Origin of the sequence: Streptomyces longispororuber, assembly GCF_014656095.1 — a bacterium.
In the GTDB taxonomy this organism is placed as follows: Bacteria; Actinomycetota; Actinomycetes; order Streptomycetales; family Streptomycetaceae; genus Streptomyces; species Streptomyces longispororuber.
In genome coordinates, this window is the sequence record NZ_BNBT01000183.1 from 1 (window position 1) to 14,328 (window position 14,328).

The window sequence follows — 14,328 nt, forward strand, 5'->3', positions numbered from 1 at the left end:
TGGCGCGGATCGCGGCGGCCGAGGCGGAGCTGGACGCCGCCGAGGCCACCGTACGGCGGCTCGCGCCGACGGCGCTCACCACGGCGCGCGGCCCCGACCTGCCGGACGCGGCGGCCGTCGCCGCCGCCCTGCCCCCCGGCACGCTGCTGCTCACGTACCACACGTTCGACGAGGACCTGGTGGGCTGGGCGGTCACCCGCGACGGGCTACGGGCCGAGCGGCGACGGCGCTGGGCGGGGGAGGTGACCGCGACGGCACGCCGGTTCCACGGCGGGTGCGCGCACGGGGACAGCGACGGCCCCGCCGCGGCCCGGGCACTGGCGACGTGGCTCCTCGACCCCTTCGCCGCCGAACTCGACAGCCACCCGCGGGTCCTGGTGGTGCCCCCGCCCAGCCTGTCGCTGCTGCCGTTCCACGTGCTGCCCTGGGACGGTGACACCCTCGGCGACCGGCACGTCGTCTCCTACCTCCCGGCGGCCTCCCTGCTCACCCGGGCCCGCCGGTGGGACACGCCGTGGGCGCGGGCCCGCACGCTGCTCGTCGGGGACCCGGACCTGGCCCCGGGGACCGGCCTCGCGCCGCTGCCGGGCACGGGCGTCGAGGCGGCCTCGATCGCCCGGCTGCTGCCCGGCGCGCGGCTCCTGACCGGCCCGGACGCCTCCCGCGACCGCGTCCTGGCGGCCGCCCCGGAGTGCGAGGTGCTGCACCTCGCCACCCACGGCCAGGTCGACGACCTCTCGCCCAGCCGCAGCAGGCTCGCCCTGACCGGCACGGACACCCTGGACATGGCCGACCTCATCGACTGCGCCCGGGCGCCCCGCCTGCTGGTGCTCTCGGCCTGCGACTCGGGCCGGGGCACCGCCACGGCCGGCGGTGACGTCCTGGGGCTGACCCGCGCCGCGATGATCACCGGGGCGCACGGGGCCGTGGTCTCCCTGTGGCCGGTGGGGGACCTCACGGGCTGCCTGGTCATGACGCGGATGTACGAGCGGCTCACCGACGGCACGGCGGCGGACGTGCCGACAGCCCTGCACCACGCGCAACAAGAGGTACGCACGATGACCGGCGCCGAACGCCGGGACCAGTACCGAGAGTTGGCCGCCGCGGCCGACGCCCCGCCCTCCGCCCCCGGCACGCGCGACAGCGAGGCACTCGCCGCCCCGGCCGCCGTCGACCGCGCACCGCGCCACTGGGCCCCGTTCATCCACGTCGGCGTCTGAGACCGGTCCCACGGGGCGGACACGTCCTGGCCCCGCCACCGGGCCACCCCGGCGGGGCGACGGCACCGACACCGCAACCACTGGAGGCGATATGACCCGACGTGCTCTCCTGCTCGGCTCCGCGACCTACGGCCTGCGAGGCGTGGAGAACGACATCGACCTCATGCGAGACGTCCTCACCGCAGGCGGCTTCGACCGGATCACCACCTGTACCGGGAAGGACGCCACCTACCACGGCATGTCCGAGGCCCTCGAGCGACTGTGCCGGGACGCCCGGCACGGCGACGCCGTCGTCGTGTACTACTCCGGACACGGCGCCCTCACCGACGGCCTGCAGTACCTGCTGCCCGTCGACGTGGAGGACAGCACGGCCGACGACTTCCGCGGCCTGCTCGGCGCCGAGCTCACCGAGCTGTTCCGGCGCCTGACCGAGGACGTCCGCAACACCACCTGCGTCCTCGACTGCTGTCACGCGGGCGCCCTGGTCCGCGGCCCCGGCCGACTGCGCCTCAAGTCCCGCTCCCTGCCCGCCCTGCCCATGGCGGCGGCACACGAGCGCGCTTCCCGCACCGGCGGCACCGGCCGGGAACTCGTACCCCACCTCGTACGGCTGACGGCCAGTCAGCGGGGCGGGTCGGCGTACGAGGCGCCGGTGGCCGAAGGCCGCACGCAGGGCCTGTTCACGGACGCCCTGGCCGCGCTGCTGCGCGACCCCCGGACCGGCGGCCTGCCGTGGACGGTGCTGCTGCGGCGCGTGCGGGACCGGGTGAAACAGACGTCGGACCAGTGGCCGGACGCGGGCGGGGCGGCGGGGCGGCTGCCGTTCTCCCTGGACGTGCCCCGCCAGCCGGAACTCCTGCCCCTGGAGCGGGTGCGCGGACGCTTCCGTGTCCCCGGCGGTGAGGTCCTCGGCCTCGGCGCGGGCGACGTCCTGAGCGTGGTGTTCCCCGACGACACCCCGTACGAGGAGGCCGCGGAGGACCGCACCCTGACCGTACGCGGCGAAGTCCGGGGGCTCGACGGCGCGGACGCGCTGGTGGACCTGGAGCCGGAGCCGGCCGGACTGCGCACGGCGCAGCTCCCGCCCGGGGCGTACGCCGTCCCCGTGCGCCTGCACGACCGGCGCCGCGTGCACCTCGACGCCGCACTGCCCCGCGCCTACGCGGCCGCACTGCGCGAACGCGTCGGGTCGTGCCCGCGCCTCGCCCTCGCGGACAGCGCCGACGACGCCTTCGCGACCGTACTGCCGGACGCCCGGGGCGGAGTCGAGGTCCGCCTCTGGGACCGGCTCCCCGCACGCACCCCGCTGCCGGCCACCCCCGAAGCCGTACCGAACCTCACCGAACTCCTGGAGACGCTGGCCCGCGGCGAACGGCTGCGCGCACTCGGCGACCCGGCCGACGGCCAACGCCTGGAGACACCCGTCGACGTGCGGGCCGAACGCCTGCCCGGCACCGGCGGCGGCTGGGAACCGCTCGCCCCCCGGGGCGCGACCCTGCACCCCGGCGACCGCTACCGCCTCACCGTCACCCACCACGGCGACCAGGTGCTCTACGCCTGGATCGTCGCCGTGGGGCTCAGCGGCCGCACCGAGCTGGTCACCAACGACCAGCCGAGCGGCGTACGGCTGCGCGCCCGGGGCGCGGTGCACCTGGAGCCCGTGCGCGTGTTCTGGCCCGAGGACGTACCGAGGGAGGGCCCGCGGCCCGAGACCGTCCACCTGCTCGTCGGGAACCGGCCGGTGGACCTCACCCCGCTCGTCTCCCGGGGCGCCCGCGAACGCGCCCGCCGCCGAGCGGACCACCCGCTGCGGCACCTGCTCGACGAACTGTGGGACGGAGTGGGGGAGCGCCGCCGCGACCAAGAGGCGCAGCGCGACCGGGAGTTGCACTACCGCGTGCTCTCCCTGCACGCCCTGATGCGCCCCCAGGCGCCCGCCTGAGCACGCGGTGTTCATGCCCGGCCAGGCGTACGCTTTCGCTGTCTGGACGACAGGGCAGGGGGACGGCCATGGCGGGCGGGGGCACACGGCAGCGCTTCCCTGCCGGACCCTGGCCGCACGGCAGCTTCCTGGCGGACCTCGCCGCGGCGTCGGCACCGGACACCGCGACCGCGGACCTCCAGGCGGCGAGCACCCCGCGCACCTACGAGCCGCACGAGATCCTGCTCGCCGAGGGGGACACCGGGACGTTCGTGCTGCTGCTCCTCAGCGGCGTCGCGAAGGTGACCACCGTGGCGCCGGGCGGTGAGACCGCCCTGCTCGCGGTCCGCCTCGGCGGCGACCTGGTCGGCGAGTTCGCCGCGTTCGACAACCAGCCGCGCTCCGCCACGGTCACCGCCGCCGGCCGCGTCCACGCCCGGCGGCTCTCCCAGCGGACCTTCCTGCGCTGGCTGAACGACCACCCGGCGGTGGCCCTCGCCGTCGGTCAGAGCCTCGTCCGCAAGAACCGCTGGTCGGTGCGGCGGCGCGGCGACTTCAGCAGTTGCCCCGTGGCCACGCGGGTCGCCCGGGTGCTCGCCGACCTCGCCGAGGACTACGGACAGCGCGGCGGCGACGGCGCCCTCAGCATCCCAGGCCTCACCCAGGCCGAGCTCGCCGGGCTCGTGGGCGCGCGCGAGCGCAGCGTCCACGAGGTGCTCGGCGCGCTCGCCGCCGAGCGGGTCATCGACGTCGGCTACCGCCGGGTGACCGTGCGCTCGCTGCCCGGCCTGCACGAGGCCACCGAACTGCCCCCCATGCCCACCTGAAACGTCCCGCACGCGTCGCAGGAGGTACGGATGGACCACCGGACCGAGGACGTCCCGGAGGACGCGAGGGATGTTCCGGACGCCGTGAGGAACGACGCGACGGACGACGCGAGGAACGACGTGACGGACGACGCGATGGACATCCCGGACGACGTGATGCACGTCCGGGACGACGTCACGGATGTTCCGGACGACGTCCTCGCCACCGTCGACCTCCTCGAGGAGAACGCCCCCGCACCCAAGGGCGACGAGCCCGCGCCCGCCGCCGCGCGGGCCTGCGGCGCCCAGGTGGGGCACCCGCTCCTGTACGCCCTCCCCGCGGGGCCCGGCGGCACCGGCCGCCGTCACCGTGAGCTGCTCCTGTGCTTCCCGTTCGACCTGGAGGAGCTGCCCGACGGGCGCCGCTACCGCGAGGCGGAACTGACCGTCGACCTCGACGACGGCCTGCGCGCGCTGACCCTGCACCCGGCCTCGGTCACCATCGCACGGCCCGCGCCACACGTCCCGTACGACGCGGACGTGACGGCGTTCGGGCTCGGCGGCAGCCGGCTGCGCTGGGTCTTCCGGGCGCCCGACGGCGACGGGCTCCGCCCGGACGGACGCTGGACGCAGACCCTCGTACGGCTGCCGCCCGGCGCCACGGAAGTGGCCGGGCGGATCGGACTGAGCGCGCTCGTCGAACGCCCCAGGCTGTTCGGCGTATGGCCCCGCACCCCGGCCCGGCTGCCGCAGGCCGTGCCGTTCCGGCTGCCGCTGGAGGAGGCCTGGACGACCACCGGCCCCCTGACCGGCCACACCGCTCTGCCGGGCTCCTGGGCTCTGCCGTCGTACGAGCCTTACGAGTCGCACGCGCCACACGAGCCACACGAGCCACACGAGCCGTACGAGCCGTACGAAGGTGACGACGACGGCGGCGCGGACGACGCGAACGCGCACGAACCGCTGCGGACCCACAGGCCGGACGAGGACCTGCCGCCGGGCCTGCGCAGGCTGTGCCTCGCCGTGGACGTCGAGAAGTACAGCGCCCGTGACAACGCGGACATGGTCCGGCTGCAACGCGTCCTGCTGCGCACCCTACGCGCGGCCTGTGCCCGCGCTCGGGTGGGGTGGCACACCTGCGGCCGACAGGCGCAGGGCGACGGTTACTTGCTGGTCCTTGCCCCCGGCGTCGACGAGACCCGGGTGGTGCCCGCCCTGCTCGCAGGGCTGGCCGACGGCCTGGCCTCGGCCAACGGCGCACGTCCCGCCCGCGCCCCGCGGGGGCCACAGCCCGCCCCGGAGGACCCGCCCCGGCCGCTGCGCATGCGAGCGAGCCTGCACCAGGGCATCGTCCACGAGGCGGACAGCGGGTGGGCGGGTTCCGCCGTGGTCGCGCTGTTCCGCGTGCTCGACTGCGGCCCGCTGCGGCAGGCCCTGGAGTCGGACGCGGAGGCCGTCCTCGCGGTCGCCTTCTCCGACAGCCTCTACCAGGACCTGGTGCCCCACGGGTACGCCGGTCTCTCACCCGAGGGCTTCCACCGCGTGGACGTGCGCAACCCGGCCAAGGACTTCACCGCGACGGCCTGGATCCGACTGGGCCCCGGAACCTGACCCGGGCCGCCGCCTCGCCCCGTACGCCGTATGCGCGGACGCCGAACGCGCGGCACCGGCTCGTCACTCGCACAGCAGGAGCACGATCAGGACCGCGGCGAGTCCGAGGGCCATGGACGCGACGGCCAGGCGCCGCGCCCGCCGGAGGCGTGCCGCGCATCGAGGGTCTCGGCAGCGGCCAGTGTCCACTCGCCCGTGACGACCAGGGCCCGCCCCAGGATCCGCAGCGTCCTGGCGGTGACCGGCAGGTACGGCGCGCGTGACCGGGGGAGAGGGCCGGGGGGACGGTGGGCGGCGGCCCGGGAGGGCCGCCTGGAGGTTCCTCTCCGAACGGTAGGGGTCCGCCTCGGCGACGCGCAGCGCCGTCCCGGTGGCAGGGGGCTCGGCGTACGCGCTGGGACACACGGGGTGGTCGTCGGAGTCGGCGGTGAAGAACGCCTGCACCGGCGCGGCACAGACCTCGTGGACCCAGCCGAAGAGCCCGTCCGTGGGCGGCCGCGGGCGTTCCAGGCACACCATGCCCTCGACGAGCGGGGTACGGCGGCTCCCGTGCAGGGCGTACTCGCCGTCCAGCCCGACGTCGGCGCCGCGCAGGTGGGAGACCTTGTAGAGGACCCACAGTCGGAGGTGGCCCCGGTCCCGGTACTCCCGGAGGTAGGCGGTGTCCTCGGCCGCCTGCCCCGCCGCCACGTCGGACAGCAGGTGGTGCAGGCCGCAGGCGACCAGGAAGTCGGGGGCCACCACGACGTGGAACCCCGTGTCGACCGACCGGGTGATCGCGAAGGGCCACCCGGAGCCGCCGGCCGGGAGCGGGCCGGCCGAGGGGGCCGGGGAGTCGGGACGCGGCATCACGACACCTCCCCTTCCCCGAGCGTTCCGGGGTGGACCGCCTCGAACTCGGCCAGAACCGAGTCGAACAGCTTCACCATGGAGTTCATCGCCTCCTGCCTCGACCGCGCCCGGAGCAGGTGCGCGCGCAGTTGCTCGCTGTCCTCGGCTTCCTCCTGCTCGAGCCGCCGCTTGCGCTCCTCCACGAACGACACGAAGGCGTCGACCATCGTGTCCTGGACGGCGGCGAGGGCGCGCGAGCCCGCGGCGTGCGTCGCGAGGGCCCCGCGCAGCGCGGGCAGCCACTTCGCGGCCTCCCGCAGCAGGCGGGGCCGCAGCCCCGTCCGCAGCGGCCCCGCCTGCCAGGTCGCCTCCTGCCCGCGCACGCGGTGCAGCTCGCGGGTGAAGAGGTCCACGAGTACGGCCATCAGCGGCACCTCGACGTTCACGGGCCGGGGGAACCGCCCCTGCTTCACCATCGTCTGCCCGTCGGGGCCGAGCGTGGCGAACCCCGGCCCCAGGGAGCTGACGGGGATGAAGCGGAGCGCGCCGTCGTCCGTGCGGCGCACCCTGTTGGTGTAGAAGTCACGGAAGTCCGGGTTCTCCAGGAGCCGGGCCAGGACCCCGCGTACGGTGTGCCCGGAGGCCTCAAGGAGATCCCACTTGGTGACGAGGAAGTGGGCCACCGCCTTGCTCGCGCCGACGGCGCCGAGGACGGGCAGCAACTCGTCGACCAGCCGGCTGTCCCCGTCCAGGTACCGCAGCACCTTCAGGCCGTCGAGCAGCACCAGCAGGAACTCGGACTCCCGCACCCACTGCCAGACTGCGGCCCCGTACTCCGTCTTCGTCGCCGCCGCGTTGGTGAGGTGGTCACCGGCGAAGTCGAGGTAGTCGAGCGTGAAGGGGCTGTACACCTCTCCCTGTTCGGTGCGGATCGAGCAGGTGAACCGCCATTCCGAGGTGTGGGCGAGGAGGTTGGGGTCGGGCCAGCCGTCCGGGCTGACGATCTGGGAGTAGATCTGGTTCAGCTTCGTGGCCTCGTCCGGCGGGAGCTGGACGAAGAAGCCCACGTCGTCCCGCTGGATCGCGAGGCGACGGAACAGGCTGGCCAGGTAGACCGTTTTGCCGGAACCCTGCGGCCCCAGCACGGTGACGGGAATGGATGACATCGGGCCGGCTCTCCTCGCTGACACGTCTCTGCCGGAGGAAAGGGGGAGGCACCCGCCGGGCAGCCTCCCCTTCCCCCGTACCCCTCAGTGAAGACCCGCCGACGCGAACGGATTCCGTAGTGGTGCGGGATCCGGGACATCTGTCTCGGGGCCCGGCGAAAGTGCGCGGAAGAGGCTCTATTGGTTGCCGGGCTGGTGACGCAGGGGTGACGCCGTGAGATCCAGAGGCGCGGACGATACCTGCGCGGTCACCGCCATGTTGTCGCGCGAGGACGATCACGCTCCCGAGCGACGGTGGCGCTGCACGGACCTTTTCGGTCGCGTGGGGCGCTGATCCCTCGTACGTGCGGGCTCATCGTCCGGATCGGCCCCGGTCAGTTCGACGAGCGGATCGAAGAGGCGGTGCACGAGTGCGACAGCGGCGTCCAATCCCTGATCGGCGCATACGGCGCCGACAACCGCTCCCAGGACGTCGGCGAGGACCGACGGCTTGTCCCGTCCGTCCTCTGCCTCCTCACCGGCGCTGATGCGAACATGGCGCCCCAGTCCGACACCGCGTGCGATCCGAGCCAAGGTGATGCTGTTGACCATTCTCGCTCGGAGACGGGGCAGCTCTCCTTTAGTCAGGTCGGGGTGGTTCCGGTAGAGGGTTTCCGTAGCCACCAGGCCGAGCACCGCGTCCCCCAGCGCCATCAGGGGTTCGTTGTCCGGGACTTCGTGAGCCTCTGCATAGGAGCGATGGGTCAGGGCACGTGCCAGGGTCTCGGGAGCGATGGAGACACCGAGCACCGCTGACAGATCTTCAAGGGTCCGGCTGTCTTGTGGCGCGTTGCGCAGCTCTGTCGCCCGGTGATCGGAGGGTGTCCCGGCTTCGCCTCGCGACATGCTGTCCCGCCCTGCCGTTCGGGAGTCTTGCTGTGCCTGAGGATGGGCTGCTGCCTTGTGCCCACTGTGAAGCCCGGGGGACATGGACGGGCTGCGGCCGAAGAGGCGCAGGGCGTATCGCCGCCCGAATGCGACCGGTTCCTGCGGGTGTGGGCTTACGGCAGGAGTCCACGGTCGCGGTGGCCCGAGCCGGGTCAGCGCTGTCCAGTACCGGGACACGAAACGGTCATCGACCACGAGCCGCACTCCCTTCCGCCTCGGCGGGGCGTACACGGGGAGCGGCGGCTGCCTCGTCACCGCCGACGTCTCCTGGCGCAGGCGTGCCGGGTGCGGTGGCACCCGGTCCACCGAGTGTCTGCCCGAGTTGGGAGAGGAGCACCGGGGCACAGGCCCCAACAGCGAGCAGACCGGCGACGCCTTCCGCTTGATTCCCCGCGCCGAAGGCCGCGGCGGCTGCCGCGCCAAGCACCGCACGAGTCAGCGCGACGGCGACGTCCGGCCCGGCGTCGAAGTATGCGCGAAACCGAGGCGCAGCCTCCGCTGTCTGTGCCCGCCTCGTCTGCCTCCAGGCTGCGACACGGTTGTAGAAGTCAAGTAGTTCTACCAGCAGTCCACCACCGGCTCCTAGCAGTACCTGCTGCCAGAGACCCACCCCGTCTCCTTCCCCCACTGCCGGATGCTCAGGACTCGCAACCATGGTTCCGCACGGGAACGGCGCCTGGAAGAGCCGTGGCTTGAACTTTGGGGCCTTGGATTCCTGTGGTGGGGTCCGCAGCCACCCACGGTGACGCTTCCTCCTGCGCCCACCGTCCGGCCAGTCGGCTGATCTGAGACGGACGCACCGTCGCTATCACGCACGCATCCCCGCCACCAGCGTCTGGCTCATGTGCATCATCAGCATCCAGCAGACTCACGGCACAGCAGCCACTTCGAAGCCCAACGTGCGCATGACCCCCCGCCCGGAACGTTCCGGGCAGGGGGCATCGCGCCGACCCGCAGGTCACCCCGCGGGCTCCCCCCCTCAGCACTGGTGAGAAGTAGCCGACTTGTACCAGATCTTCTCAGGTCCCCGTCGAGGTACATGGCCCACTCGCCAGCGGCGCCGCGGACGAATCCGATGCCGCGGCCGGTGTACCCGCCCGCGGCGGTCGGGCCCATGTACTCGGCTGAGCCCCTGTCCTCCTGGAGGTTCATGCCCCAGCCCGCGGTGAAGAAGGTTTTGGGTCCCACCGCCCCGTCGACGTGGAGGTGGACGTAGCGGTTCTGCCACCGCTTGGGTTTCGACATGGTGTGGAGCCTCCTTCACTCGACATGCGCACGTGGGACGCGTGCACGGAAGCCTTCAGCGCCCGCCCACAGGTCGTACAGCTCGGCGCGCGCAGCTCATCACCATGTCCTACGGGCCGCTGCACTCGCGACGCACGCCCGCGCTCATCCGCCGGTCCGATCCCGAGCACTACCAGTTCGCCTTGATGCGTACCGGGCACCAAGGCATCGACCAGTCCAGGACCCGAACCCGGCTCGGCCCGGGCGAGATGGTGCTCCCTACGACAGCTCGCGCCCCTTCGCCGCCGCCGTCGAGGCCGGTCCGGCCCGAGTCCCTGCTGCTCCAGTTCCCCAAGCGCCTGCTGCCGCTCAGGGAGTCGTAGGTGCGGCAGCTCCCGGCGGTGCGGGTGCCGGGGAAAGAAGGCATCGGCCGTGTGCTGGCCCAGCTCATGACGTCGCTCGCCGAGGAGCACACGACGTGGGGCGCACGCTCCGGCGCTCGGACCGATGCCGGCGCGACCTGGCCGATCCCGGTCTCAGCCACGTCACGGTCCGGCCACCGGTGCCGGTGGGGGTTCCCTCACCCGGCCGAGTTCAGCCGCACGTTCCGCGCGGCAGTGGGCATGCCTCCCAGCGACTACCGCCGCCTCCAGCGGGAGCGTTGCCTCCGCAGCCGCACCGAGGCGCCGGTCACCGGCGGGCCCCGCGTAGAGCCATCGGGTACGGCCGTACGACGACGGATCCCCGGCGGGCAGCCCGCCGGGGATCCGTCCTCTGCCGTACGTGCCGGTTACGGGGCGAGTCGGTAGGCGTTGGTGATGGTCTCGGTCATGGTGTTGCCGGAGGTGTCCTTGAGGTACACGCGGTAGGAGACGGCCTTGGCTGTCGCCGGGTGCCGCACGCTCGCCGTGCGGGCGCCCTTGGTGTCCGTCGTGACGGCCACGGCCTTCCACGTCCGGCCCGCGTCGTACGAGACCTTGACGGTCAGCGTGGCGATCTTGCCGCTGCCCGCGGCGGCGCCCGCGACCTTCAGCGGCACGGTCAGCGTGCCACCCGCCGGGGCCGTCCCGTTCAGCGCCAGCTCCGGCGCGAGGCGGACCGTCGACAGGGGCAGCGCGGTGGGCTCCTCTTCGGGTGTCTTCGCCGAGGTGAACGTCCAGGCCGCGGCCACCTTCGTACTGGTGGAGGTGTGCTTGGCGGCGCGGGTGGCCTCCATGGTCAGCCGGTAGGGGGCCGCGGCGGGCGAAAGGTCGGCGATGAGCGCGCCCGGCCCGCCCTCGGCGACGGTGCGGCCGCCGGACTCCAGCCGCGTGAAGCCCCCGGTCACGGGGGACTCGCCCGCGTGCCCGGCGCCGTCGTTGAACAGCCTGACGTACGCGTCCACGGCGTTGCCCGCGCGCCGCGCGCCCTGGCCCTCCTCGGCCTTCAGGTCGGGGCCCACCACACCGGTGTTGAAGCGCAGGGTGGAGCGCTTGCCCGCCTTGTACGCGACCGGGTCCGTGCCGTAGGTGAGGGCCGGCTCACCCGTGTCGTCGAGCTGCGCCATGGCCCAACTCCAGCGCAGGTCCTTGGTGTTGAGATAGCTGGTACCAGAGGCCGGGAGCTTCAGCTCGCTCGTCGGCGCGAGGGCCGGCCCGTTGCCGTCCACGTCGGTCGGCATGGCGGAGAGCGTGCCCTTGCGGCCGGTCACGGAGGCGCCGAGGCCGAACCTCACCTCGGCGACCTCCGCCTTGGAGACGGCGCGCTTGAGGCCGGGGAACCAGGTGCCGCTGCGGCCGAAGGCCAGCCGGTAGTCGGTCTTCTTCCCCGCCGCGCCCGGGGCCTTGAAGAGGCCGACGTACTGGGCGTGGAACGTGGGGGAGGCGGTGCCGATCGTGGCGGTGCAGATCACGGTGCTGCCGCTGAGGTTCCAGTTGGCCGCGATTCCGGCGGCCTGGTCCTCGTAGGCGATGTTCGCCGTGGTGAGGCGCGCGCCCGGGTCCGGGGCGGTGACGGCGACCGGCTCGGCCTTGCGGGTGTCCAGCGTGACCGTCTGGTCGGCACCCAGCTTCAGCTTGGGCTGGACGAAGGCCGCGAAGCTCGTGGTCGGCCCGTAGACGGAACTCTCCAGCGCGTACGTGCCCTTGGGGAGCCGCACGGTGGCCGGGCCGGTACGGAAGGGGACCGTGAACTTCTCCTGCGTGGCACGGTCGGTGAGCGTGGTGGCGTAATGCGTCGAGTACGTGCCGTCGCTGTCGAGGTGCTTCACCGTGACGTCGTACGACTCGACCTCGCGGTCCACGGTGAGCCCGGTGTGCACCACCTGGCCGTCACCCTTGGCCAGCACGGTGCCGCCGTAGGCACCGTCGGCGCTGCCGAGCTTGGTGTCGACCGTGACCGTGGTCTTGGCGGAGCCGCCCGCGGGGACGGTGAGCTTGCGGTCCTTGACGGTGAACATGCCCGCCGGGCCCGGCCGCCCCGCGGGGTCCGCGGCGGTGGTGGACAGGGCGAGCGTGACCGACTCGGTGCCGTAGTTGCGGTACGTGAGCGTCCTGTTGACCGGCTTGTCGTCGGTGTGCGGCCAGGCCTGCGTCCCGAAGGACAGCGAGCCGGGCGAGGAGACGACGGACGCGGAGACGGCGCGCGTCAGGTCGACGCGGCCCGCCCCCTGCTGGTACGCGGTGAGCTTCGGGTTGGGCTCGGCCGACGAGGTCAGCACGGCCTTGAGCCGCGCGCCGCTCCAGGTGGGGTGCTGCTGGAGGAGCATGGCGGCGGAGCCGGACACGTGCGGGGTCGCCATCGACGTGCCCGACAGGGAGACGTAGCCGTCCGTCGCGGTCTGGTCGGGGACCTGCGAGGAGGCCGCGGCGGTGATGTCGACACCGGGCGCGGTGAGGTCCGGCTTGATCACCCCGTCCGCGTTCGGGCCGCGGCTGGAGTTCTCCGCGATGTCGTCGTTCTTGTCGACCGAGCCGACGGTGAGGGCCTCGGGGGTGCTGCCGGGGGCGTTCAAGGTGCCCGGCCCCGGGCCGTCGTTGCCCGCCGCGACGACGAAGAGCGCCTTGCCGGAGAGCCGGGTGACGGCCTCCTCCAGCGGCTCCGTGCCCGGGGTGTCCAGGCTGCCGAGGCTCATGTTGACGATCTTCGCGCCGTTGGCGACGGCCCACTCCATGCCGGCGAGGATGCTGGAGTCGCTGCCGCCGTCCTCCCCCTCGGCTATGACCTTCCCGTCCAGGATCCGCACACCGGGCGCCACGCCCTTGTAGCGGCCCCCGGACTTCGCGCCGGTACCCGCGAGCGTCGAGGCCACGTGCGTACCGTGGCCCAGGCGGTCCTTGGCGTCGGGGGCGTCGGTGAAGTTCTTCTCCAGCACCTCGACGCCCTTGAGGTCGGGGTGCGTCTGGTCGACCCCGGTGTCCAGGACGGCGACCTTGACGCCCTTGCCGGTGTAGCCCGCCCGCCACATGGTGGGGGCGCCGATCTGCGGCACGCTCTTGTCGAGGGTGGGGCGCACCTTGGCGTCCAGCCACACGTGCGAGACGGCAGGGACGGCGGTGGTACGGGCGTTCACCCGGCCGTCCCGCGCCCTCCGGTCGCCGCCCACGCCCGTGCCGCCGGTGAGCGCCGACCACAGTCGGGACGCCCGTGACTTGGGGGTGCGGAACGCCTCGCCGTCCACGGTGGGCAGCGCGCGGCGGTCGCGGGCGAGACCCGTGAACGGGCCGCCCGCCGTACGCGCGTTCGCCCGGCCGGGGCGGTAGCCGACGATCAGCGGCAGCGACGTACGGTGCGCGTCGTCGTACTTGTCCTCGACGAGCCGCGTCACGTCGAAGAGGCGCCGGTCGAGCCTGCCGGCGTCGATCAGCTCCTGCGCGTCCTGCGGCACGACGAACACGTGCCCGGCCTCGCGCCGGACCGAGATCGTCACCTGCTCACGCCCTGCGCCGCGGACGATCCGCACGACCTCGGTGTCCGCCGACCCCGCGCCGCGCGTCCTCTCACCAGACGCCCCCTTGCCGCGCACTGCCTCGTCGCGCGACTTCTTGCCGTTCGCCTTGCTGACGTCCGCGTTCTCGGCGTCCGCCTTCTTGGTGCCCGCTGTCCTGTTGTCCGCTGTCCTGGTGCCCGCTGTCCTGTTGTCTGCTGTCTTGGCGTCCGCCGCCTTGTTGTCCGTCTTCGCGTTCCCCGCGGTGACGACCACCCGGTCACCGGTGATCAGGGTGACAGTCGCCGTCCTGCCCTTCCCGGCTTTCGCCTTGCTTCCGGCACCCGTACTCGTGCTCGGCTTCTTGCCCGTGGCCGGGCCGGGCCCGCTGCCGGAGTCGGCCGTGGCCACCCCCGCGACCAGTGCGCCGGACACCGCGGCGGCCACTGCCGCCGCCCCCACCCTCGATATGACTGCCACCCGATATGCCTGTCTTCTCATGTGACGTACTGATGTTTCGCCCATTACACGCGATCTTGGTGGCGTGCGGTTCTCCGGGGGGTGTCGTTCGAGGTGCTCTGCGCGGAACGCGGAACGCGGACCTCGGTCTGCGGCTTGGCGCTCAGGGCTTGGCCGGAGGGGGCGCTTTTGTTGTGGTGTGGTGTTAGGGGGTGGTGTGGTGGTGGGTGTGGGTGGGGTAGTTGGGGTGGTTGAGGGG

General features: G+C 73.2%; 9 protein-coding genes. 5 read left to right on the forward strand and 4 right to left on the reverse strand.

Going from position 1 to position 14,328, the window contains the following annotated elements; genetic code table 11:
- The 4 genes from IE330_RS34195 to IE330_RS34210 all read left to right on the forward strand — a co-directional run.
- A partial coding sequence (locus tag IE330_RS34195) for a CHAT domain-containing protein (RefSeq protein WP_190140068.1) occupies positions 1–1,220 on the forward strand: 1,220 nt, incomplete at its 5' end.
- A 91-nt stretch (positions 1,221–1,311) separates the two neighbouring features.
- A complete protein-coding gene (locus IE330_RS34200) occupies positions 1,312–3,162 on the forward strand; it encodes a caspase family protein (RefSeq protein ID WP_190140069.1) in 1,851 nt (616 codons plus the stop codon).
- Between the two features lie 68 nt (positions 3,163–3,230).
- Positions 3,231–3,968, forward strand: a complete 738-nt coding sequence (locus tag IE330_RS34205; RefSeq protein WP_190140070.1) for a Crp/Fnr family transcriptional regulator — start codon at positions 3,231–3,233, stop codon at positions 3,966–3,968.
- Positions 3,969–3,998: 30 nt separating this feature from the next.
- Positions 3,999–5,558, forward strand: a complete 1,560-nt coding sequence (locus IE330_RS34210; RefSeq protein WP_190140071.1) for a hypothetical protein — start codon at positions 3,999–4,001, stop codon at positions 5,556–5,558.
- Positions 5,559–5,621: 63 nt separating this feature from the next.
- Here the strand turns inward: IE330_RS34210 and IE330_RS34215 are convergent, their stop codons facing one another.
- The 3 genes from IE330_RS34215 to IE330_RS40105 all read right to left on the reverse strand — a co-directional run bounded on the left by IE330_RS34215 (position 5,622) and on the right by IE330_RS40105 (position 8,440).
- The gene (locus IE330_RS34215; protein ID WP_190140072.1) at positions 5,622–6,407 is read right to left on the reverse strand and encodes a hypothetical protein; all 786 of its coding nucleotides are present in this window, start codon (positions 6,405–6,407) and stop codon (positions 5,622–5,624) included.
- A complete protein-coding gene (locus tag IE330_RS34220; protein ID WP_190140073.1) occupies positions 6,407–7,555 on the reverse strand; it encodes a hypothetical protein in 1,149 nt (382 codons plus the stop codon). The genes IE330_RS34215 and IE330_RS34220 overlap by 1 nt, the downstream gene beginning before the upstream one ends.
- A gap of 276 nt (positions 7,556–7,831) precedes the next feature.
- Positions 7,832–8,440: a ribonuclease III family protein gene (locus IE330_RS40105; protein WP_190140074.1), complete on the reverse strand. Its 609-nt coding sequence runs from the start codon at positions 8,438–8,440 to the stop codon at positions 7,832–7,834.
- Positions 8,441–9,831: 1,391 nt separating this feature from the next.
- Here IE330_RS40105 and IE330_RS34230 point away from each other — a divergent pair.
- On the forward strand, positions 9,832–10,089 hold the full coding sequence (locus IE330_RS34230; protein WP_229926122.1) for a hypothetical protein: 258 nt from the start codon (positions 9,832–9,834) through the stop codon (positions 10,087–10,089).
- 407 nt (positions 10,090–10,496) lie between these two features.
- On the opposite strand, the gene IE330_RS34235 is transcribed toward IE330_RS34230, so the two are convergent.
- Positions 10,497–14,090: a S8 family peptidase gene (locus IE330_RS34235; protein WP_190140075.1), complete on the reverse strand. Its 3,594-nt coding sequence runs from the start codon at positions 14,088–14,090 to the stop codon at positions 10,497–10,499.
- Positions 14,091–14,328: the final 238 nt, after the last annotated feature.

What these genes read in the sequence shown, in the direction of transcription:
- IE330_RS34220 (WP_190140073.1), bottom strand. Translation starts at nt 7,555, where the DNA reads ATGTCATCCATTCCCGTCACCGTGCTGGGGCCGCAGGGTTCCGGCAAA.
- IE330_RS34215 (WP_190140072.1), bottom strand. Translation starts at nt 6,407, where the DNA reads ATGCCGCGTCCCGACTCCCCGGCCCCCTCGGCCGGCCCGCTCCCGGCC.
- IE330_RS34205 (WP_190140070.1), top strand. Translation starts at nt 3,231, where the DNA reads ATGGCGGGCGGGGGCACACGGCAGCGCTTCCCTGCCGGACCCTGGCCG.
- IE330_RS40105 (WP_190140074.1), bottom strand. Translation starts at nt 8,440, where the DNA reads ATGTCGCGAGGCGAAGCCGGGACACCCTCCGATCACCGGGCGACAGAG.
- IE330_RS34200 (WP_190140069.1), top strand. Translation starts at nt 1,312, where the DNA reads ATGACCCGACGTGCTCTCCTGCTCGGCTCCGCGACCTACGGCCTGCGA.
- IE330_RS34230 (WP_229926122.1), top strand. Translation starts at nt 9,832, where the DNA reads ATGTCCTACGGGCCGCTGCACTCGCGACGCACGCCCGCGCTCATCCGC.
- IE330_RS34210 (WP_190140071.1), top strand. Translation starts at nt 3,999, where the DNA reads ATGGACCACCGGACCGAGGACGTCCCGGAGGACGCGAGGGATGTTCCG.